The sequence below is a fragment of the Streptomyces sp. NPDC059142 genome, assembly GCF_042755665.1.
In the GTDB taxonomy this organism is placed as follows: Bacteria; Actinomycetota; Actinomycetes; order Streptomycetales; family Streptomycetaceae; genus Streptomyces.
Window position 1 is genome coordinate 23,273 of sequence record NZ_JBHZDA010000014.1, and the last position, 21,398, is coordinate 44,670.

19 protein-coding genes and 2 tRNA genes are annotated in these 21,398 nt (G+C 70.8%); 10 read left to right on the forward strand and 11 right to left on the reverse strand.

What is annotated here, in order from left to right; genetic code table 11:
- Window positions 1–5 precede the first annotated feature (5 nt).
- Complete coding sequence (locus ACFXPK_RS07880) at window positions 6–1,454, forward strand: amidase (protein WP_384994415.1); 1,449 nt, start codon at window positions 6–8, stop codon at window positions 1,452–1,454.
- A gap of 122 nt (window positions 1,455–1,576) precedes the next feature.
- Here the strand turns inward: ACFXPK_RS07880 and ACFXPK_RS07885 are convergent, their stop codons facing one another.
- Complete coding sequence (locus ACFXPK_RS07885) at window positions 1,577–2,074, reverse strand: DUF3830 family protein (RefSeq protein WP_384910249.1); 498 nt, start codon at window positions 2,072–2,074, stop codon at window positions 1,577–1,579.
- Window positions 2,075–2,181: 107 nt separating this feature from the next.
- Between ACFXPK_RS07885 and ehuB the strand changes: the two genes are divergently transcribed.
- The 6 genes from ehuB to ACFXPK_RS07915 all read left to right on the forward strand — a co-directional run bounded on the left by ehuB (window position 2,182) and on the right by ACFXPK_RS07915 (window position 6,368).
- A complete protein-coding gene (ehuB, locus tag ACFXPK_RS07890) occupies window positions 2,182–3,084 on the forward strand; it encodes an ectoine/hydroxyectoine ABC transporter substrate-binding protein EhuB (protein ID WP_384994373.1) in 903 nt (300 codons plus the stop codon).
- The gene (ehuC, locus tag ACFXPK_RS07895) at window positions 3,081–3,773 is read left to right on the forward strand and encodes an ectoine/hydroxyectoine ABC transporter permease subunit EhuC (protein WP_384994376.1); all 693 of its coding nucleotides are present in this window, start codon (window positions 3,081–3,083) and stop codon (window positions 3,771–3,773) included. Before ehuB ends, ehuC begins: the two co-directional genes overlap by 4 nt.
- Window positions 3,770–4,423 carry an ectoine/hydroxyectoine ABC transporter permease subunit EhuD gene (ehuD, locus tag ACFXPK_RS07900; protein WP_384994378.1) on the forward strand — a complete coding sequence of 218 codons (654 nt, stop codon included), beginning with the start codon at window positions 3,770–3,772 and terminating at the stop codon, window positions 4,421–4,423. Before ehuC ends, ehuD begins: the two co-directional genes overlap by 4 nt.
- The gene (gene ehuA / locus ACFXPK_RS07905) at window positions 4,413–5,195 is read left to right on the forward strand and encodes an ectoine/hydroxyectoine ABC transporter ATP-binding protein EhuA (protein WP_384994380.1); all 783 of its coding nucleotides are present in this window, start codon (window positions 4,413–4,415) and stop codon (window positions 5,193–5,195) included. The genes ehuD and ehuA overlap by 11 nt, the downstream gene beginning before the upstream one ends.
- Window positions 5,196–5,426: 231 nt before the next feature.
- Window positions 5,427–6,185, forward strand: coding sequence for an IclR family transcriptional regulator (locus tag ACFXPK_RS07910; RefSeq protein WP_384994382.1), 759 nt, complete (start codon window positions 5,427–5,429; stop codon window positions 6,183–6,185).
- Window positions 6,186–6,294: 109 nt separating this feature from the next.
- Window positions 6,295–6,368, forward strand: a tRNA-Lys gene (locus ACFXPK_RS07915).
- Between the two features lie 114 nt (window positions 6,369–6,482).
- On the opposite strand, the gene ACFXPK_RS07920 is transcribed toward ACFXPK_RS07915, so the two are convergent.
- The 4 genes from ACFXPK_RS07920 to ACFXPK_RS07935 all read right to left on the reverse strand — a co-directional run bounded on the left by ACFXPK_RS07920 (window position 6,483) and on the right by ACFXPK_RS07935 (window position 11,091).
- Entirely contained in the window at window positions 6,483–6,974 is a 492-nt protein-coding gene (locus tag ACFXPK_RS07920; RefSeq protein WP_384994385.1) for a phospholipase, read from the reverse strand.
- A 288-nt stretch (window positions 6,975–7,262) separates the two neighbouring features.
- On the reverse strand, window positions 7,263–7,850 hold the full coding sequence (locus ACFXPK_RS07925; protein WP_384994388.1) for a lytic polysaccharide monooxygenase: 588 nt from the start codon (window positions 7,848–7,850) through the stop codon (window positions 7,263–7,265).
- A 167-nt stretch (window positions 7,851–8,017) separates the two neighbouring features.
- Window positions 8,018–9,337, reverse strand: coding sequence for an SPFH domain-containing protein (locus ACFXPK_RS07930; RefSeq protein ID WP_385072839.1), 1,320 nt, complete (start codon window positions 9,335–9,337; stop codon window positions 8,018–8,020).
- A 446-nt stretch (window positions 9,338–9,783) separates the two neighbouring features.
- Window positions 9,784–11,091 carry a peptidoglycan-binding protein gene (locus tag ACFXPK_RS07935; RefSeq protein WP_384994393.1) on the reverse strand — a complete coding sequence of 436 codons (1,308 nt, stop codon included), beginning with the start codon at window positions 11,089–11,091 and terminating at the stop codon, window positions 9,784–9,786.
- A gap of 288 nt (window positions 11,092–11,379) precedes the next feature.
- On the opposite strand from ACFXPK_RS07935, the gene ACFXPK_RS07940 reads away from it, so the two are divergent.
- The 3 genes from ACFXPK_RS07940 (at window position 11,380) to ACFXPK_RS07950 (ending at window position 15,983) form a co-directional block, all read left to right on the forward strand.
- Window positions 11,380–11,453: transfer RNA gene (locus ACFXPK_RS07940), tRNA-Lys, on the forward strand.
- 478 nt (window positions 11,454–11,931) lie between these two features.
- Window positions 11,932–14,028, forward strand: coding sequence for a glycosyltransferase family 2 protein (locus ACFXPK_RS07945; protein WP_385072842.1), 2,097 nt, complete (start codon window positions 11,932–11,934; stop codon window positions 14,026–14,028).
- Window positions 14,025–15,983: a galactose oxidase-like domain-containing protein gene (locus tag ACFXPK_RS07950; protein ID WP_384994399.1), complete on the forward strand. Its 1,959-nt coding sequence runs from the start codon at window positions 14,025–14,027 to the stop codon at window positions 15,981–15,983. The genes ACFXPK_RS07945 and ACFXPK_RS07950 overlap by 4 nt, the downstream gene beginning before the upstream one ends.
- 42 nt (window positions 15,984–16,025) lie before the next feature.
- Here ACFXPK_RS07950 and ACFXPK_RS07955 read toward each other — a convergent pair whose 3' ends face one another.
- From ACFXPK_RS07955 to ACFXPK_RS07980, 6 genes are all read right to left on the reverse strand, one after another.
- Window positions 16,026–16,697 (reverse strand): nucleoside/nucleotide kinase family protein, encoded by a 672-nt coding sequence (locus ACFXPK_RS07955; RefSeq protein ID WP_385072846.1) that lies wholly within the window; start codon window positions 16,695–16,697, stop codon window positions 16,026–16,028.
- A 163-nt stretch (window positions 16,698–16,860) separates the two neighbouring features.
- Window positions 16,861–17,985 carry a glycoside hydrolase family 6 protein gene (locus ACFXPK_RS07960; protein ID WP_385072849.1) on the reverse strand — a complete coding sequence of 375 codons (1,125 nt, stop codon included), beginning with the start codon at window positions 17,983–17,985 and terminating at the stop codon, window positions 16,861–16,863.
- Between the two features lie 144 nt (window positions 17,986–18,129).
- On the reverse strand, window positions 18,130–18,831 hold the full coding sequence (locus ACFXPK_RS07965; RefSeq protein WP_384994406.1) for a class F sortase: 702 nt from the start codon (window positions 18,829–18,831) through the stop codon (window positions 18,130–18,132).
- 82 nt (window positions 18,832–18,913) lie between these two features.
- The gene (locus ACFXPK_RS07970) at window positions 18,914–19,732 is read right to left on the reverse strand and encodes a hypothetical protein (protein WP_385072854.1); all 819 of its coding nucleotides are present in this window, start codon (window positions 19,730–19,732) and stop codon (window positions 18,914–18,916) included.
- 93 nt (window positions 19,733–19,825) lie between these two features.
- Complete coding sequence (locus tag ACFXPK_RS07975) at window positions 19,826–20,605, reverse strand: HAD-IIA family hydrolase (protein ID WP_384994410.1); 780 nt, start codon at window positions 20,603–20,605, stop codon at window positions 19,826–19,828.
- 144 nt (window positions 20,606–20,749) lie between these two features.
- Window positions 20,750–21,334 (reverse strand): hypothetical protein, encoded by a 585-nt coding sequence (locus ACFXPK_RS07980; protein ID WP_385072857.1) that lies wholly within the window; start codon window positions 21,332–21,334, stop codon window positions 20,750–20,752.
- Window positions 21,335–21,398 lie beyond the last annotated feature (64 nt).

The following is a 21,398-nucleotide window of genomic DNA, read 5'->3' on the forward strand; positions in this document are numbered from 1 at the left end:
GCCACATGACGAACCGCGGCACCAGGGATCACACCGCTACGGACCACACCCTCCTCACCGACCTCTCCGCGCACGCGCTGCTGGCGGGCTACGCGCGGCGCGACTTCTCCCCCGTCGACGTGGTCCGCGCCGTACTGGACCGGATCGAGGCGGTGCAGCCGCTGGTCAACGCGTTCGTACGGGTGGACTCCGAGGCGGCGCTCGCGCAGGCGGCGGCCTCGGCCGAACGCTGGCGCAGGCAGGAGCCGCAGGGGCTGCTCGACGGGGTGCCGGTCTCCGTGAAGGACCTGTTCCTCCAGCGGGGCGGGCCGACCCTGCGCGGCTCCCTGGCGGTGCGGCCGGGGGGCCCGTGGGACGAGGACGCCCCGGTGGTCGCGCGGCTGCGGGAGCACGGCGCGGTCCTGGTCGGGAAGACGACGACCCCCGAGTTCGGCTGGAAGGGCGTCACGGACTCCCCGCTGAACGGGGTGACCCGTAACCCCTACGACCTCTCCCGCACCACCGGCGGGTCGAGCGGCGGCAGCGCGGCGGCGGTGGCGCTGGGAGCGGCGCCGCTCTCGGTCGGTACGGACGGCGGCGGTTCGGTGCGTATCCCGGCGTCCTTCTGCGGGATCTTCGGTCTCAAACCGACGTACGGGCGCGTACCGCTCTATCCGTCGAGCCCCTTCGGCACGCTGGCGCACGCCGGGCCCATGAGCCGGGACGCGGCGGACGGGGCGCTGCTGCTGGACGTGATCAGCGGGGCGGACTGGCGGGACTGGTCGCAGCTCGCCCCGGCGCCGGGCGCGCGTGACGCGCTGGCCGCGGGCGCCGACGGGGTGAAGGGGCTGCGCGTCGCGTACTCGCCGTCCTTCGGCGGGCAGGTCGCGGTGCGCCCCGCGGTGGCGTCGGCCGTACGGGCGGCGGTGAGCCGGCTCGCGGAGCTGGGCGCGTACATCGAGGAGGCCGACCCGGACATCAGCGATCCGGTGGAGGCGTTCCACACCCTGTGGTTCACGGGGGCGGCCCGGCTGGTGGCCCCGTTCGGGAAGAAGCAGCGCGAAGGGCTCGACCCGGGGCTGCGGGAGATCATCGCGATCGGTGAGCGGCGGAGCGCGCTGGACTACCTGGCGGCGGTGGACGCGCGGATGGAGCTGGGGCGGCGGCTGGGCCGGTTCCACGCCTCGTACGACCTGCTGGTCACCCCGACGCTGCCGATCACCGCGTTCGAGGCGGGTGTGGAGACCCCGAAGGGTTCGGGGCAGCGGCGCTGGACGGCGTGGACGCCGTTCACGTACCCGTTCAACCTGACGCAGCAGCCCGCCGCCACGGTGCCGTGCGGGGTGGACGCGGACGGGCTGCCGATCGGGGTGCAGATCGTCGCGGCGCGCCACGCGGACGAGCTGGTGCTGCGCGCGGCGCACGCGCTGTACGCCTCGGGCGCGGCCCGGATCCCGGCGCCCGCCGGAGCCTGAGCGCCCCGCCGGGGCGCGCCCGGAGCCCGCGCCCCGGCTTCCGCGCGCCCCGGCTCCCGCGCGCCCCGGCTTCCGCGCGCCCCTGCTCGATCCGGAAGCCCGCGCCCCGGCCGAGGGCGTCCCTACTCGCGCCGGAAGCTGAGCGTCTCGCCGATGGCCCCCGCCCGCCAGAGGTCCTGGCAGGCGTCGGCCATCCGGTCGAGGCCGTCGACCACCGTGCCCCAGACGATGCCGGGGATCCACCCCATGTCGCCGTTGATCAGCAGATTGTTGCGCTCGTAGAAGAGGGCGAGATCCACGACCGTGCGGCGGCCCGCGGTGGCCTTCTCCTCGTATCCGTACGACGACGTGCCCAGCTCCGTGTCGGAGAAGGTGAAGTAGCACAGATCCCCGGGGATCGGGGTCACTGTCGGATTTTCGAGGGGTGGCTCCTCGGCGGCGAAGGCCGGAAACAGCGCGTAGATCTCGTTGCGCGCGTACTTGGCGTGGTAGACGTCCGAGCCGAGCGGCAGCGCCTCCCACACCGCCGCGCAGGTGACCGGAGCCCGGTCGTCCAGCAGTTTCGCGGTGCAGTGCACGCCGCGCTTGTCCAATGACACGGTGACGAATCGATCGGTCATGCCTTCATCGTCCTCGTCCGGTCCGCACAGTCAAGAGCACACCGGACGGGCAAGATCGGCTCAAATCGATACGCATAACCCGGATGGAGTCGGGTAGCCGCGCGCCCATGGCTTCACCACCTGAGAACACCACGGAAAGAGCACCAAAACGGCCCATACGCAGACGCTCCCTGCTGCTGGGCACGGCCGTGCTGGGCGCCGCGGGGGCGCTCGGCGCCGCCGGATGCAGCCGGGTTCCGACCGGGGACACCCTCGCCCGGCTGAAATCGCAGCGCACGGTGCGGCTGGGGATCGCGGGCGAGGCACCGTACGGGTACATCAACGACCAGGGTGATTTCACCGGCGAGGCGGTGGAACTCGCGAAAATCATCTTCAAGCGGCTCGGCATAGCTTCCGTACAGCCGGTCGCCACCGACTTCTCCTCGCTGATACCCGGCCTCAACTCGCAGCAGTTCGATGTCGTGTCGGCCGGGATGTACATCAACGCGGACCGGTGCAAGCAGGTCATCTTCGCCGATCCCGAGTATCAGATGCTGGATTCCTTCATCGTGCGCAAGGGGAATCCGAAGAAGCTGCTCTCCTATCAGGACGTGGTGCGCTCCAAGGCGAAACTCGCCACGGGAACCGGTTACGCGGAGATCGATTACGCGAAGGCCGCCGGGATACCCGAGAGCGAGATCGTCATTCTCCAGGACCCGGTCGCCGGGCTGAACGCCGTCGAATCCGGCCGGGTCGACGTCTTCGCCGGTACCGCGCTGACCGGGCGCGAAGTGGTCAAGAACAGCCGCAAGGCCGAGGCGACCGAGCCGTTCGCCCCGCTCGTGGACGGCGAGAAGAAGGTCGACGGCGGCGGTTTCGCCTTCCGCCCCACCGATTCCGGTCTGCGGGACGCCTTCAACGTCGAGATCCACAAGATGAAGAAGAGCGGCGAACTGTTCCGCGTCCTCAAGCCGTTCGGCTTCGCCGAGTCGGAGATGACGACGCTGACGGCTAAGGAGCTGTGCGCATGACCGCCGGCCTCTGGACCCACTGGGTGCTCCCCGGTGTCTGGATCACCGTTCAGCTCACGCTCTACAGCGCGGCGCTCGCCGCCTTCGTGGCATTCGCCGTGGGAACGGCCCGTACGCACCGTTCGCGCACCGTCCGTTTCCTCGCCGGCTTCTACACCGAGGTCTTCCGCGGCACCTCGGCGCTGGTCCTGATGTTCTGGCTGTTCTTCGTGATGCCCGGCCTCTTCGGCTGGGCCCTCGTCCCGCTGTGGGCCGCCGTCCTGGCGCTCGGCCTGTCGTACGGGGCGTACGGCGCCGAGGTCGTGCGCGGCGCCCTGAACTCCGTGGCGCCCGCGCAGCGCGAGGCGGGTATCGCCCTCAACTTCACGCCGTGGCAGCGGCTGCGGCTCATCCTGCTCCCCCAGGCGATCCCGGAGATGATCCCGCCGTTCGGCAATCTCCTCGTCGAACTGCTGAAGGGCACGGCGCTGGTCTCGCTGCTCGGGGTGGCCGACGTGTCGTTCGCCGCCTATCTGGTGCGGCTGGCCACGCAGGAGAGCGCACAGATCTACTCGATCACCCTGGTCATCTACTTCGTGCTCGCGTTCGTCCTCACGCGCGGCATGAAGGCACTTGAGCGGAAGACGAAGGCCGGAATCGGCATCACCATGACACCGGGTACGCCGGGCACACCGGGAGGCACCCGATGAACAGCTGGGACTGGTCCGCCGTCGCGGACTTCATGCCACGTTTCTGGGACGGCCTGCTCCTCACCCTCCAGGTGCTCGTGGTGGGCTCGCTCCTCTCCTTCACCCTCGGTCTGGTCTGGGCGATCGGATTCCGGGCGCCGACGCGTCTGATCCGGTGGCCGGTCCATGTCTTCACCGAATTCATCCGGAACACCCCGCTGCTCGTGCAGCTCTTTTTCTTCTTCTTCGTCCTGCCCGAGTGGGGCGTGCAGTTCTCCGGGCTGACGACCGGCACGCTCGCGATCGGGCTGCACTATTCGACGTACACCGCACAGGTCTACCGGGCCGGAATCGACGCGGTGCCCGCCGGGCAGTGGGAGGCGGCCACCGCGCTGAGCCTGCCCGTCGGCCGGACCTGGATCGCGGTGATCCTGCCGCAGGCGATCCGGCGTATCGTGCCGGCGCTGGGCAACTACGTCATCTCGATGCTGAAGGACACCCCGCTGCTCGCCGGGATCAGTGTGCTGGAAATGCTCCAGCAGTCCCGGCTGGAGAGCGCGGCCACCTTCCAGTACACCGAGCCGCTGACCGTGGTCGGTGTCGCCTTCATCCTCATCGCCTATCCGGCTTCTCTTCTCATGCGAGCCCTGGAGCGTCGTCTTGTCCGCTGACCGAATTCCCCCGAGCACCGAGAAATCCACGGCGGACACCGAGCTGATCCGCTTCGAGAACGTCACGAAGAGATTCGGGACCAACACCGTCCTGGACGACCTCTGTTTCTCCGTACAGCCGGGGAAGCACGTCACCCTGGTCGGCCCGTCCGGATCGGGCAAGACGACGATCCTGCGGCTGCTGATGACGCTGGTCCAGCCCGACGAGGGCACCATCACCGTCAACGGCGACAAGCTGTTCCCCGCGAACCGCAAGCATGTGCGCGAGGTACGGAAGAACATCGGCATGGTCTTCCAGCAGTTCAACCTCTTCCCCAACATGAACGTCCTGCGCAATGTCACCGAGGCCCCGGTCCGGGTCCTCGGGCTCGGCAAGGACGAGGCCGAGGAGCGCGGCCGTGAACTGCTCGACCTCGTCGGGCTCGGCGACCGCTGCGACGCGAAGCCGACCCAGCTCTCGGGCGGGCAGCAGCAGCGCGTGGCGATCGCCCGCGCGCTGGCGATGCGGCCGCGGATCCTGCTGCTGGACGAGGTCACCTCGGCGCTCGACCCGGAGCTGGTCGCCGGGGTCCTGGACGTACTGCGCGACATCGCCCACACGACGGACATCACGATGCTCTGCGTGACGCACGAGATGAACTTCGCCCGGGACATCTCCGACGACGTGATGATGTTCGACGCGGGGAAGGTCATCGAGTCCGGACCGCCGGAGAAGATCTTCACGGACCCGGAGCACGAACGTACGCGTGAGTTCCTCGGCGCCGTGCTCTGATTGCGCCCGGCGCACGCCCGGCGCATATGCGGGTCGCACCCGGACCGCGCTGACCTGCGCGGCAGTCCGCGCCGGAGTGGAGAACTACGCCTCTGGCATATGCCAGAGTGGCGCGGCCCAGTACAGAGCCCTGGGCCGCGCCGAATTCGCTGGTCAACCGCCGCCCTTTTCCCCACCCTTGACGGTTATCGTGGTGGTGAGCTTGCGGTAACAACCTGCCAAGGGGGGACCGTGGTGCTGAGGCCGGAGCCGACCGCCCCGTTCCATTCGGTGCGGTACGTGCTGCGTGTGCTGGAGACGGTGTCCCGGCACGGCGGCGGTGTGACCGCGGCCCGTATCGCCAGCGAGAGCGGGCTGCCGGCCGGGCATCTCGCGCCGCTGCTCGCCATGTTGCGCCGCGAGGGATATGTGGAGCAGGCGGCGGACGGCGCCTATGTGATCGGCGACTCGCTGACCCTGCTCGGCTCCGGCAACGACCGGACGCAGGTCCTCGAAACGCGGCTCCAGGACACCCTCGCCGAGCTGCGCGACGCGATCGGCGCGGCCATCTACGTCAGCCGCTACGTCGACGGCGAGATCAGGATCACCCAGATCTCCGAGGGCCCGCTCACCCCCGCCGTCAACGAGTACGTGGACTTCCGCACCACGGCCCACGCGAGCGCGATCGGCAAGTGCCTGATGAGCCAGCTCGACCACGGCGGGCGCAAGGACCATCTCGCCCGTCACAAGATCGCGCGGTTCACCTCCCGCACGATCACCAGCGAGCGGCTGCTCCTCTCCCGGCTGGACGGCCATCCGCCCACCGTCCCCGTACTGGATCTCCAGGAGTACGCGGTCGGCACGGTCTGCGCGGCCGTCCCGCTGACGGCGGGCTCCTCGGTCGGGTGCCTCGCCCTCTCCCTCCCGCTCGAACACGCGCACCGGCTGCGCGCGGCGGCGGAGTCGCTGAACCGCGGGGCGGCCCCGGTGGCGCTGGCCCTGACGATCTAGGTTCTTCCGTCCGGCCTCCGGATCCTGCCGGACCCGCGTGGCCCTCCGGGCCCGCGGGGCGCTGGTTCGGAGCACCCCGCAGCACCGGGTATTATTTTCGAGTCAGCAGGCGCCGCTAGCTCAGTTGGTTAGAGCAGCTGACTCTTAATCAGCGGGTCCGGGGTTCGAGTCCCTGGCGGCGCACCGACACAGGAAGGCCCCTCGCGCGAGCGGGGGGCCTTCCTCGTGTCCTGACGTGGGGATCAGGCCGGGATCAGGCCGGGATCAGACCGGGATCAGGCCGAGATCGGACGGGGCTCAGGCCGCGCCCTTCGCGCCGCCGCCCTTCTGGCCGTCCACGCCGAAGATGTCCACCGCGTGGTAGTACGTCCACGCCGTCGCGTCGCAGGACGTCTTCTGCGCGCCGGAGTACGCGGAGCACACGCGCTTCAGGTCCGCGTAGAACGCGGAGTCGAGCCGGGCCTTGTTCGCGTCGAACTGACCGGCCGCCTTGTAGTTGCGGTAGCCGAAGTCATGGCGGGCACAGGAGGTCTGGAAGGGGAAGCCGAACGGGTTGTCCGGCGAGGAGGAGCAGTAGTCCGTGGACCAGTCGAAGGCGTACGACGACCAGGCGCCCTGATTGCCGCGGGCCGCGACCCAGGAGTTGTAGCTCGCCGCGCTCTCCTGGGTCCAACTGCTCAGCACCTGCGGCTTGTCGGCCGGCGCGGCAGTGGCCTGGGTGGCGGTCAGAAGGGCGGTGGGGAGGGCGAGTACTGCTGCTGCGAGAGGAAGTGCCAGACGTCTGCGCATGACGGAAAACCTCCGGGCATATGGGGGGAGACGCTCCCTGACCGGGGTGACAAGGAGCGCCCACAGCGTGAACTCCGCGGCTGTCGCACGGATCTACGCGCGATGACCGTTGCGGGAATGATCCCCCAATTCCAGCCATCGGAACCCCCTGTGGCGCACTCACATGCCTTGGGAGCGACGCGGATTGACGGTCCGTCCGGTCCGTCCGCCCCCGCCCGGTCGGTACCGGGCAGGTGGCGTCGTACTCCCAAGGCCGTGACGAGAAGGCCGTACCGGGCGTCCGTCAGATCAGAACTGGACGTCCGAGCACGCGTAGAAGGCGTTCGAGGTGTCCGCGATCGTCCAGACCGCCAGGATCACGTGGCGCCCCGACTTCGACGGGAGGGTGCCCGAGTGCGAGAGCGTGGCGGGCGGCTGCTGGTTGTTGTACGGCACCGTCAGGAACGGCTGGGTGTCCAGCGCGGCGCGGGTGAGCGGCTGCGAGGAGTTCCAGCCGTTCTTGGTGATGTAGTAACGGAAGTCGGTCGTGGCGTGCCGGGCCGTGAACTGCCAGCGGAAGGTGTGGCTCTGGCCGCTCGTCAGCTTGGTGGTGGGCCAGGAGCCGCCGCGCGCGTCGTCGAGCTGCGCGAACTGGCCGTTGCCGCCCGAGCAGATCTTGCCGTCGGCGGGACCGGCCGCCGGGAAGCCCTTGGGCCCCTCGACGCTCTGCGGCTCCCACTGGATGTTGCCGCAGTTGGCGACGGTGCCGTTGGCACAGAGCTTCTGGCGGCTGATCGGTGAGTCGGTGTAGCCATGGCTGCTGGCGCTGCCGGTGGCGAGCAGGGAGACGGCGGTGACGACGAGGCCGACGACGGCCGCGCCCATCTTCTTTCGCATGCTTCGCTCCAGAGAACGTGGGGGAGTTCGGTGAGCCGTGCCGCACGCGCGCGCAGACAGAGGACAACGGTTGGTCTGGACCAAGCCCCAGGGTATGAAGGAACTTTGATCGTGTCCATATCAACTACACAACCCGGTCCAGACCAATTGACGGGCCCCCGGGACGCTCACAGCCGCTCCCCGGCCCCCTGCCGGCCCGTGTAGAACGCGACGGTGAGGTCCTTCACCAGCGCCTTGCGCTCGTAGTCGTCCAGTTCGACCAGGCCGCGGGTCGTCAGCCGGCTCACCGTGTCGTCCACCGCGTCCACCACCGACGTCAGTACGGAGTCCCGGTGCCTGGCGTCGATCGCGGCGATCCGGCTGCGCTGCATCGCCGCGGCGATCTCCGGTGCGTACTCGATCCGCGTCGGCTGCGCCGAGAAGACCTCGACGCCGACGGGCCGCCCCTCGGCCGACAGCATCCGGGTCAGCGCGTCCCCCACCGCCTCGGCGTTGCGCAGCGTCGGCGCCTCGTCGTGGAACGCGTCGGCGGGAAGCTGCGAGAGCACCCGCGCCATCGCCGCCTCGACCTGCTCCCGCAGATACTCCTCGTGGTCCTGGACGCCGAGGGCCGCCCGTACGGTGTCCCGCACCCGCCAGACGACGAGGACGACGACGCGCAGCGCCGTACCGTTCGAGTCGACGGCGGGCATCGGCTCACTGCGCCAGTGCCGCAGCCGCACGTCCACCCGGTGGCGCAGCAGCAGCGGGCTCATCCACAGCAGTCCCGTACGGCGCACGCTCCCCCGGTAGTCACCGAAGAGCGTCAGCACCCACGCGTGACCGGCCCGGCCACGGCCGAGCCCGCCGAAGGCGAAGAGCGCGACGGTCACCCCGAGCCCGAGCAGCGCCCATTCCCTGATCCTGACGCCGTCGTACGGGAACCTGGGCAGCCGCAGCGCCTCGGTCACCGGGGCCGGCAGCGCCCCGGCCCACCAGGCCACGGCCGCGCACCCGAGCAGTGCGACGAGGCCGACGAGAACGGCGGACCAGCCGGGCAGGGCGGGGCCCGGCCGCTCGGTGAGGTGCGGGTCGCCGGACGGCGCGGCGCGCGCGGGGACGACGGGCGCCGGGGCGGGCGGCGGCACCCGGCGGATCCGGGGCTGCTCACCGGTGCCGAGCCGGCGCCCGACGACGGTGGGCCTGACCGGTCCCCCGGGGGCCGGCGGCGCCTCGGCCTCGTCGCGGAAGAGCAGGTGGACGGGGATCTCGTGGGTGGCCTCGCCGACGATGAGCGGGCTCCAGCGGGGACGCTCACCGGACCGCGCGGGACGCGCCGCCCGTACGGAGACCCCGGCGCCCCGGCCGAAGGCATCCGGCTCCAGATCGAGCACGGGGTGCCGGTCCGGCGGGGCCATGGGAGGCGTCGGGGGTGGTGGGGGCGACGGGACCTCGGGGGCCTCGGGGGCCTTGAGGAAGGCGGGGGCCGGTGAGAGCGACGGTGACACGGTGACCTCTGAGCGTTCTGGGGCTCGTGCCGCCTGTGGGGCTTCAAGCTCTCCCGGGGCCTCGGGCGCTTCAGGGGCCTCGGGCGCTTCGGGCGCTTCCAGGGCCTCCAGGGCCTCCGGTGACACAGGGGCTGCCGGAGCCACAGGGATGACGGGGACCTCCGGGGCCTCTCGCACCACCGGAACCTCCCGTACCACCGGAGCCTCTGGCACCTCTGGCACCTCCGTAACAGCCGGAACAGCCGGAACCACCGGAGCCTCAGCGGCCACCGAAACCTCCGGCACCACGGCGCCCCCCGGCTCCTCCGCCCGCTCCTCCACCCGCTCAGGTTCGGGCGCCGGTCCGGGCTCGGGCTCGGGGCGTACCGTGAACAGCCCTCGCAGGCCGTCCTCGTCGTCGTTCGGTCGCGGGGTGTGCGTCATCGTCACCGTCATCCTCGTGTCCGTCATGCGAAGAGTCGCCGCCAGGTCGCCGGGCCCGGGTAGCCGTCCGCCTCGGCGCCGCGCCAGCCCTGGGCCCGCTGGAACGCCTCGACGTTGCGCCGGTCTACCTCCGTCCACTGCGGCCCCGGTCCCGTGGTGTAGTGCCGGCCGAAGCCGCGCTTCACGAGCTGTCGGCCGATCTGGAGCACGTACGGGTTGCTCGCGCCGGGCCGGAAGTACGTGCGGCCGGGGAACGCCGGTGTCTTCGGCGCCGGGGGTTTCGCGGTGCCGCCGGACGGGATGTTCTTCCCCAGGCCCTTCACCAGATACCGCCAGGTCCCCGGCCCCGGCAGCCCGTCGGCCGCCGCGCCGCTCCAGCCCTGCGCGAGCTGGAACGCCTGGGTGGCCCGCCGGTCCGCCTCGCCCCACCGGGAGCCCGGCCCCCGCGCGTAGAAGCGCTTGCCGCCGCGCTCCACCAGCATCCGGCCGAGCTGGGTGACGTACTTGTTGTCGGCGCCGGGCCCGAAGAGGCGCGCCCCGGGGTAGGCGGCGGGCGTGCTCCCCGTACCCGTCTCGGGGCCCTTGCCGTCACCGCTCTCGATCACGCCCTTGTAGCGGTACGGGATATAGCGGTCGGAGTTGTTCCAGTACGCCATCGGCGTGGACTGGAGACGGGCGTGGGGCTTGGTCTGCTCGTACGCCATGTAATGGGTGTGCGTGTAGTCGGTCCAGCCGCCGAAGAGCGTGACGTGCGACCCCTTGTTCGGGTCGGCCGGGTTGTGGAAGAGCAGCATGTCGCCGGGTTGCAGCTCCTCGCGCTCGATCCGTACGCCGAACTCCGCGAGGCTGCCCGTCCATTCGTTGCCCGCGAGGTTCCAGGCCATCGACACATAGCCGGAGCAGTCCTGGCGGTACCCGTCCGACCAGTACTTCTCCATGCTGTACGGCACCTTCGCGTTCACCCACAGCTTGGCGCGGTTGATGATCTCGGCGCGGGTGGACGTACGGGGCTCCACCGTCGGCCGGTCCGCGCCCGGACCCGGCAGGGGCCGCCCGTGGAGGGGCCCGCTGCCCCCCTGCGGGGTCGACGGGTCGGGGTCGAAGGCCGCCTGCGCCGCCGCGTCGGTGGCGCGCGCCGGTTCCACCCCCGTCGCGCCCAGCGCGACCCCGGCGGCGGTCATCAGGACCAGCGCCCGCCGGGCGCCGTGCGCCGCCGGGTGGCCGCCGGACCGTACGGGCAGACCTTTGGCCAGGTCACGCCGCCGCTCGGCGCACCCGGCGCAGGGACAGTCGAGAGCGGGTTCGTACTCCTCGAAGACCGGAACCGTCATGCGATCCCCTCCACACTCATCCTCATCAAGTAATCCCGTCGAACACATCGGATACGTCGGATACGTCGGACTCTTCGAGTTTTTTGGGACTTTTCGGACTCTTGGGGCGCCGCGAACCCTTCCCTCCGCACGTTTCAGCCCCGCCGCGCGGGCGCCAGTGTGTCAACTGTCGCGACAAATCGCATTTTGACGGATCGAAGGTAAGAAAAGACAATCCGACAGGCCGCAACAGCCATCAAATGGTCGGAGCCACTCCTTCCCGTCCGGTAGAGTTCTCCAGGTCAGCAGGCGCCGCTAGCTCAGTTGGTTAGAGCAGCTGACTCTTAATCAGCGGGTCCGGGGTTCGAGTCCCTGGCGGCGCACGCACAGCGAAGCCCCCTCACTCCACGTGAGGGGGCTTCTCTCATTCCCGCGTCCGCCGGCGACTCACGGAAACCCGCCCAACTTGGCGGCAGCTCGCCATCGCATCCGTCACACCGATCACATAAATCGCCCGGATGAGCAGCAATCCGCTCTTCTCTCCCTTGCGATCCGGACGATGGTCGGACAACCTATCCTCAACTCATCGCCATCAAAGGAACACGCGATCCGCACAGTTGTGCGCGGCGCGCCGGATTGTTCCAGCGGTGGCGGTGCGGCGGGGCGGGGGCCCGTAGGGACACGGCTTGCGCGGTGCCGCCGGCGACATCACGCAACCGGATCGGCCGTGTTTCCGGTCAGAGGGAGACAAAGGCCGCGAGGCACACGCCCGGAGTGACGGCCAGGGGGCCGCTCCGGACAGAACATCCGGACGAAAACTCGATCCATCACGCAGTACGTGTGCGTGCGGGGGGATGACTCATGACGTCGACGCCAGAGGGCCCGGCCGGCGAGCGGCAGGAGACCGACGCGTCCCGGACCACGCAGCTCCGCATACCCTCGCACCTCAGACGGGCCGGACTACAGCGCTCCCGGCCGGCGAAGAACGTCCTGCCGAAGTACGACTACGAGCACTACAGCCGTCTCGCCGGGCCGCTGACCAGGCCCGACGCGGACAAACCGTACACGGTGCAGTACCGCTCGCTGCTCTCCCAGGAGACGCACCGCATCCGGGCCGCCCTGCTGCTCGGCGCGGCGCCGCTGCTCTCGCTCGGCCTCTTCGTCTGGCTGATGCAGCCGCAGCACTGGACCGAGCGCGACCCGAACCTCAAGAACGACACGCTGCTCGTCCTCGACATCGTGATGCTCGTCTCGATCGGACTGATCGAGCTGTTCCGCACGATGAATGTCATCTCGAACGCGCACGCGACGCTGGTGGCACGTGACCCGATCCCCGTCGTGCCCGAGGGCGGTACGCGCGTGGCCTTCCTCACCTCCTTCGTGCCGGGCAAGGAGCCCCTGGAGATGGTGACGAAGACCCTGGAGGCGGCCGTCCGGATCCGGCACCGGGGCATGATGCACGTCTGGCTGCTCGACGAGGGCGACGACCCGGCGGTCAAGGAGGTCTGCGCCCGGCTCGGTGTGCACCACTTCTCCCGCAAGGGCATCGCGAAGTGGAACCAGCCCAAGGGCGCGCACCGCGCCAAGACCAAGCACGGCAACTACAACGCCTGGCTGGACGCGCACGGCGACGACTACGACTACTTCGCCTCCGTCGACACCGACCACGTACCGATGCCCAACTATCTGGAGCGGATGCTCGGTTACTTCCGCGACCCGGACGTCGGCTTCGTCATCGGCCCGCAGGTGTACGGGAACTACGACTCGTTCGTCACGAAGGCGGCCGAGTCGCAGCAGTTCCTCTTCCACGCGCTGATCCAGCGCGCGGGCAACCGCTACGGCGCCCCCATGTTCGTCGGTACGAGCAACGCCGTCCGGATCAAGGCGCTCAAGCAGATCGGCGGGTTGTACGACTCCATCACGGAGGACATGGCGACCGGCTTCGAGATGCACCGCCACCGCAACCCCGAGTCCGGCAACAAGTGGCGCTCCGTCTACACGCCCGACGTGCTGGCCGTGGGCGAGGGCCCGTCCGCCTGGACGGACTTCTTCACGCAGCAGCTCCGCTGGTCGCGCGGTACGTACGAGACGATCCTCAAGCAGTACTGGAAGGGCTTCTCCTCGCTGCCCCCGGGCAAGCTCTTCAACTACACGATGATGATCATCTTCTACCCGATGTCCGCCCTCAACTGGATTCTGGCCGCGCTGAGCTGCGCGCTCTTCCTGGGCATGGGCGCCTCGGGTGTGCAGATCGACCCGGCGATCTGGATGATGCTGTACGGGAACGCCTCGGCCCTCCAGATCGGCCTCTACATCTGGAACCGCCGCCACAACGTCTCGCCGCACGAGCCGGAGGGCTCCGGCGGGCTGGCGGGGATGGCGATGTCGGCCATGTCGGCGCCGCTGTACGCCCGTTCGCTGATGGACGCCGTACTGCGCCGCAAGAGCAGCTTCGTGGTCACCCCGAAGGGCGACTCGTCCAGCCCGGACACGCTCTTCGGCACGTTCCGGGTGCACTTCTTCTTCATCCTGGTCTTCGGCGGTTCGATGATCGCCTCGTTCGTCTTCGGGCACGACCATCCGGCGATGCTGACGTGGGCGACGCTGGCGATGCTGATCACGGCGGCGCCGGTCTTCATCTGGTGGTGGTCGCTGCGCCAGGAGAAGCGCGCCAAGCGCAGGCGCGGTTCGCACCGCGGCAGGCGCGGTCCCGGAGGCCAGGGAGCGCCCACGCCCGCTCACACGCCCACTCACACGCCCACGACCACCGGAGCGCACGCACCCGCTCCCACGGGCGCGCAGGCGGGGGTGTACGCCGACCGCCAGGGCGTCCCGCCGCTCGACCGTACGGCGCCGCTCCCGCGGATGCCGCGCCACGCGGCGCCGGCCCAGGCCCAGGCGCCCGCGGAACCCACCGCACCGACAGCACGGATTTCCCTTGGGGGACGTAAGAAATGAGCGCGATTCCCGTCCGGCAGAACCACCGCAGGAACCGGGCCAGGCGTATCGCGATCGGCGCCGCGGTCGTCGTCGCCGTGGCCGGGTTCAACGGGCCCGCGCTCTACCGCTTCGGCTCGGCGCAGTACCACGAGTACAAGATCAACCGCCCGGACTACAAGGCGGCGAACGGCCACTGGGACTTCCTGGACGTCCCGGCCCGGTTCCGGATCAACTCGATCCACGCCTCGCTGCTGCACACCGGCAAGGTGCTGCTGATCGCCGGCTCGGGGAACAACCAGAAGAACTTCGACGCGGGCACGTTCGAGTCGATCCTCTGGGATCCGGCGACCGACACGTACAAGAAGATCCCCACCCCCAAGGACCTGTTCTGCTCGGGGCACTCCCAGCTCCCGGACGGGAAACTCCTCATAGCCGGCGGCACCAAGCGGTACGAGAAGCTCAAGGGCGACGTCACCAAGGCGGGCGGCCTGATGGTCGTCCACAACGAGGACCCCGACAAGCCGATCACCCTGCCCGCCGGCACCGTGTTCACCGGCAAGGAGAACGGCAAGACCTTCGTCTCCAAGGACCCGATCCTGGTGGAGAAGGCCACGAAGGTCTTCGACGAGACCACCGGCGCCTATCTGCGCAACGACGCGGGTCTGGGCCGGGTCTACGTCGAGGCGCGCGAGTCCGGCGCGAAGTACGAGACCGGCGCCGAGGACAACTACCGGGTGCACGGCATGAAGGGCTCCGACGCCCGCAACGTGTACGGCATCGGGCAGAAGCTGGCGCTCGACAAGAAGGACTTCCAGGGGATCAAGGAAGCGTACGAGTTCGACCCGGTCGCGGAGAAGTACATCAGCGTCGACCCGATGAACGAGGCACGCTGGTACCCCACGCTGACCACGCTCCAGGACGGCAAGGTCCTGGCGCTCTCCGGGCTCGACGAGATCGGCCAGCTCGTCCCCGGCAAGAACGAGATCTACGACCCGAAGACGCGGACCTGGGAGTACACCGGGGACATCCAGAAGTTCCCCACCTACCCCGCGGTCTTCCTGATGGACGACGGGAAGCTCTTCTACAGCGGCTCCAACTCCGGTTACGGGCCCGCCGACGTCGGCCGTGACCCCGGGATCTGGGACCTGAAGACCAACAAGTTCGACAAGATCCCCGGACTGAGCGACCCGGACCAGATGGAGACCTCGGCGACGGTGATGCTGCCGCCCGCCCAGGACCAGAAGTTCATGGTGATCGGCGGCGGCGGGATCGGCGAGTCGGAGAAGTCCAGCGAGAAGTCCCGGCTGGTCGACCTGAAGGAGGCCGACCCGCGGTTCAAGGACGGCCCGACGCTGGAGCGCGGCACCCGCTACCCGAGCGCGTCCCTGCTCCCCGACGACAGTGTGCTGGTCACGGGCGGCTCCGAGGACTACCGGGGACGCGGCGGCTCGAACGTGCTCCAGGCGCGGCGGTACGACCCGGCGTCCGGCACGTACACGCGGATGGCCGACCCGAAGGTGGGGCGCAACTACCACTCCGGGTCCCTGCTGCTGCCGGACGGCCGCGTCATGATCTTCGGCTCGGACTCGCTCTACGCGGACAAGGCCAACACCAAGCCGGGCGTCTTCGAGCAGCGCATCGAGATCTACACACCGCCGTACCTCTACCGGGACGCGGACACGCGGCCCGAGGTCACGGACGGGCCGAAGGCGGTGAAGCGCGGCGGCTCCGCCCTCTTCAAGGTGAAGGATCCGGGCGCGGTCACGACGGCGAAGCTGATGCGGCCGAGCGCGGTCACGCACGTCACCGACGTCGAACAGCGCACGGTCGCGCTGGACGTGAAGAAGACGGCGGACGGCGTCGAGGTCACGGTGCCGAAGAACAGCGCGCTGGTGCCGTCGGGGTGGTACATGCTCTTCGTGACGGACGGGGAGGGCACGCCGTCGGAGGCGGTGTGGGTGGAGGTCGAGTAGCGGCTCCCGCGACGGGCCGGCGGGCGTGGTGCCCGCCGGCGGTCAGCGCTCCGGGAGGCGTACGACGAGGTCGGCGCGGTCGCGCGTGGCCGCGATGACCGCGGCGTTCCGCTGGTCCGTGCCGTGGGCCCACGCGTGGGCGTCCTGCGGGCTCTTGCCGAACTCCACGTGCCGGCCGACCAGCCGTCGCAGCCGCAGCGCCTCGTCGGGCTCGACGTACCAGGACTCGTCCAGCAGCGGCCGTACCCCGGCCCAGGGGCCCTCCGGCAGCAGGAGGTAGTTTCCCTCGGTGACGACGAGCCGGACCTCGGGGGCGATGACGGTCTCCCCGGCGACGGACTCCTCGATCTCCCGGTGGAACCGGGGCGCGTAGACGGTCACCGCCGCCCCGGTCGCGTCCGGCCCCGCCCCCTCGCGCAGACGGCGCAGGAGGGCGATGTACCCCTCGGCGTCGAAGGTGTCGGGGGCGCCCTTGCGGTCCCGGCGGCCGAGGGCGTGGAGCACGGAGTTGGCCAGGTGGTACCCGTCCATCGGCACCGCACAGGCGCCCGGCCCCAGTTCACGGACGAGCAGTTCGGCCAGGGTGCTCTTGCCGGCGGCGGGCGCGCCGACGATGCCGAGGACGGTACGGCCGGGGCGCTCCAGGAGCCCCCGGGCCCGGTCGAGGAGAGCGGCGAAACCGGTCTCCACGGCGGGCCCGCCCCCGGGCTGCACGGGACGTACGGGAGGTGCGGGAGGTACGGGAGGTACGGCGGACCCGGGAGGCGCGGGGTCGGTGGTCGGACGGTGCACCGGGGTTCTCCAGGAGGGGCGGGAGCGGGACGGAGAGATACGGGACGTACGGGGACGGACGGAGACGGACGGCGGGCGTCCCTGTCTACCGGGCGTTGCGCGCCAGGTCCAGGGCGTAGCTCGCGTACCACGCCCCCGCCTTGGGGCCGCCCTTGCAGTCGCCGTCCGACTCCCCGGGGCGCTTGATCCACAGATACGCCTTGACCAGCGGGTCCCCGGTCCTGACGGTCGGCCGCTCGCCGAGGGCGCGGCCCGGCGGGTTGCACCATTTCTCGCCGGAGTCGCCCTTCGTGTACGGGCCGTTGCCGTTGCGGCTGGTGTCGACGACGAAGGGCTTGTCACCGACCTTCGCGGAGAGCCGCTTGCCGAAGTCGACGCTCGCTTCGGTCGTGTAGAAGTTGGAGACGTTGACCGAGAAGCCGTCGGCGGCGCCGATGCCCGCCCACTGGAGCGGTTCGAAGAGCGCGTCGGGGCTCTGCCAGCCCGCGTTGCCCGCGTCCAGGTAGACGGTGGTGGCGGGCTGCCGCTTGAGCCGTTCGACGGCGCCCTTGAGCAGGTGGTAGCGCTCCTCGTGGAACTCCTCGGGTGTGCAGCCGTCCACGAGGTGCAGTACGGCGTCGGGCTCCAGGATCACCGTCGCCCTGCGGTCCCCGATGCCCCGCGCGACCTGGTCGACCCAGGCGCGGTAGGAGTCGCCGTCCTCGGCGCCGCCCTTGGAGAACTGGCCGCAGTCGCGGTGCGGGATGTTGTAGAGGACGAGCAGGGCGTCCCGGTCGGCCTTCGCCGCCGCCTCCGTGAACCCCTTGGTCTGCGCCTCCGCGTTGTCCGGGACGATCCACTCGGCGGCCGGCTGCTCCGCGATCTTCCTGATCAGGGCCGCGTTCCCGCTGTCGCCCTTCTTCTCGTACGCCGCCGCCTGACGGGCCGCGCCGCCGTCGGGGTTGACCCAGTAGGGGTCCTCGGCCTTGGGGCGCTGGCTCAGCGGCGGCCCCTTCGTGTCTCCGCCGCCCCCGTCGCCGGACGTACAGCCCGCCAGCAGCAGCGCCGTCACCCCCGCGACGGCGACCGCGAAGGACGCCCGGCCCTTCCGGTCCCCCGGCCCCTTACGGACACCCGGCCCCTTACGGTCTCCCGGCTCCTTACGGACACCCCCCGAGGCACCCGTACTTCCCGTGCCTCTGTGTCCGCGACGGGAATAACTGCCGTACATCCACTCCCCCTTGGTGCGCTGCCCCTGTGATCGCCGCTTCGCGGGCCCCCTCCCCGGTACCTCGTCCGGGGCCGCCAATCCTGGCATACCGGGTCCCGGCTCCGGCGCGTAACGCCGGTGGCGCACACGGGCGTACGTCCCCCGTCAGCTCACCCCGGTCAGATAGGCGGAGACCACCACATTCGCCGTGTAGGCCTGTGCCGCGCGGTCGAAGGTGCCGCCGCAGGTGATCAGGCGCAGCTCGGCGCGGGACTTCTCGTGGGCGCCGTAGACCTTCTTCGCGTCGAACCGGTCCCGGTCGACGACCTGGACGTCGTCGATGGTGAACTCGGCGATCTTCCCGTCGGCCCGGGTGACCCGGACCTTCCCGCCCGGCTTGGCGGAGCTGAGCCCGTAGAAGACGGCCGGTTCGGTCTTGGTGTCGACGTGGCCGACGAGGATCGCGGCCCCCTCCGCGCCGGGCCGGGCGCCGCCGCCGTACCAGCCGACGGTGTCGGGCGTCGTGTACGGCGGCGGGTCGACCGCACCGGCGGCGTCGAGGCCCCGGGCGACGACGGGCGCCTCGATCCCGAGGGAGGGGATCTCGACCCGCTGCGGGGTGCCCGCCCCGGCCGTGGAGTCCAGCGGGGTACGGGACGGCGGCAGCGGCGCGCCCAGCGGGCGGCCGACCGCGGCCACGTCCCCGGCGGTGGGGGCCGAGACGGCGCCGGGTACCTGGCCGTCCCGCCCCCAGATCCACAGGCTGAGCAGCAGGACGGCCCAGGCCACGCCGGTCAGCAGCCGGCCGGACCCGTAGTACCCGTAGTGGCGGCGGTGCCAGCGGCGCCCCCACGAGCAGGGGTCCACGGAGCAGTGCCCTGGCGAACAGTGCCCGGAGGAGCAGTGCCCTATGTGACGTCGGTCCGACGAACGGTGCGCTGAGAACATGTCAGTCCGTGTCCCGCCCTGCCGCCGTACGCTGCCTGCGTACGCTCCTGAAGGCCACGGCGACGGCCGCGACCCCGGCCAGGACCAGGCCGATCACGGCGTGCGGGGTGCCGGGGCCGGCCGTTCCGGCGGACTTGTGCTCCTCCGCCTTGTCCTTCTCCACCCGGCTCTCGGGGCGGGCCTCCGCGGCGAGTTGTGCCGTACCGCCGCCGCCCGCCCTGACCGGGCCCCAGGGGTCCCGGTGGTGGCCGGGCCGGTCGCGGTCCCAGCGGTCGTCGCCCCGGCGGTCGTGGTCCCCGCGGTCTTCGCCACGACGGTCGTGGTCCCCGCGGCGGTCGTGGTCACCGCGGCCCTGGTCACCGCGGTCGTGGTCGGGCCGGTCGTTCCGCGGCGGGTCGGGGCGGCCCTTGGCGACGACGTCGAAGCTGCCGGAGCCGGCGTGGCTGTGGCCGTCGCATCTGATGTCGATCTCGTACCGTCCCCCGGTGGCGGACGCCTTCAGCCGGGCGTGGCCGGTGAGCGGGACGGGCTTCTCCGGGTTCCTGGCCGCCTCGGCCTGGTCCCGGTTCCAGTCCTCGCCGAAGGCGCTGGGGATGAGCTTCGCGTCGTTGGCGAAGACCCGGGAAACGGCCACGGCCTCGCGGCTCTTGCATCCCTCGGCGCGGATCTCCACCTGGTCGCCGGGGGCGGCGGTGGACGGGATGACGGTGACCCGGACGGCGTCATGGGCCTGGGCGGTGGTGGCGGTGCCGAGAACGGGTGCGGTCACCAGGACGGTGACCACACCCGTGGCACGGAGAGCGAGCAGAGCTGTACGCATCGTGAACCTCCTGGTACTGGCCAGGCTCACCCGTGCGCGGGGTTTTCGCATCCCCAACGGCGCGTCGTCACCCCGTACACCGCTCTGACGTGCTCAGACGCGATCGACGAGATCGGCGATCGAGTCAACGACCGTCGAGGGGCGGAACGGGTAGCGGTCGACGTCCCCCGGAGTGGTGACGCCGGTCAGCACGAGGAAGGTCTCCATGCCCGCCTCCAGACCGGCGAGGACGTCGGTGTCCATCCGGTCGCCGATCATCGCGCTGGTCTCGGAGTGCGCGCCGATGGCGTTGAGCCCGGTCCGCATCATCAGCGGGTTCGGCTTGCCCGCGAAGTACGGGTCCTTGCCGGTGGCCTTGGTGATCAGCGCGGCGACGGCGCCGGTGGCGGGCAGCGGGCCCTCGGTCGACGGGCCGGTCTCGTCGGGGTTGGTGCAGATGAACCGGGCGCCGCCGTTGATCAGCCGGATCGCCCGGGTCAGCGCCTCGAAGCTGTACGTACGGGTCTCGCCGAGGACGACGTAGTCCGGCTCGTGGTCGGTGAGGATGTAGCCGATGTCGTGCAGCGCGGTGGTGAGTCCGGCCTCACCGATGACGTACGCGGTGCCGCCGGGCCGCTGGTCCTCCAGGAACTTGGCGGTGGCGAGCGCCGACGTCCAGATGTTCTCCACGGGCACGTCGAGCCCCATCCGGGCGAGCCGGGCCTGGAGGTCGCGCGGGGTGTAGATCGAGTTGTTGGTGAGGACGAGGAACGGCCTGCCCGAGTCGCGCAGCCGCTTGACGAACTCGGCGGCGCCGGGGATCGGAACGCCCTCGTGGATGAGGACGCCATCCATGTCGGTGAGCCAGGACTCGATCGGCTTGCGCTCTGCCACTGGACTGTTCTCCGCTCTGCGGGGCCGAATATCTGTGGGCCGGATGGCCGGATACGTGCCGTCGACGCGTCCCAGCCTAACCAGGGCGTTCCGGGGACGGTACGGGGCGGGCCTTCGCAGTTCGGCGGGGGTCGGGGCCGGCGGTCAGGGCCGGTGGTCGCGCAGGCGGCGGACGCCGAGGGCGAGGACGGCGCAGGCGGTGAGCAGGGCGAGGGCGGCGGCGGCCCGGCCGACGAGCTCGCCCCGGGTTCCGGCGGCGGGGGCGGCTCCGGTGGTCCGGGGCGCGGCTCCGGTGGCCGTTCCCGTGGCGGCGCTCTCGGGGCGTGACACGGGCGCGCTCTCACCGGTCGGCGTGCTCTCACCGGTGGGTGCGCCCGCCTCCGTACGGTGCTCCGCCGGTCCGTCGGCCGCGACCGGGGCGGCGGAGGCGGCGCCCCGGGCCGCGTCCCGTACCCGGCCGCCGGGGGCGGCGACGGCGAAGCGGTAGGTGTTGGACGCGCCGACCCAGTCGCCGCCGTCCCCCCGGCGCTGCACCGTCGCGGCGGTGGCCGAGATCTCGTTGGGACGGGCCGTCGCCGTGAACGCCAGCCGGACCCGGACGGTGACGGTCCGGTGCGGCTCCACCGTGAAGCCGGGCGCCCTGTCGTCCGGTACGCCGACGATCTCGTCCAGCTCGGTACGCTCCAGCGGCAGGGCGCGCATCCGCCCCTGGTCGTGTGGGGGGGGCACACGCATCAGGGCGGCAAGAGCCAGACCAGCGCCGGAGGGGTGGTGGCCCCAGGGGGGGGGGGTT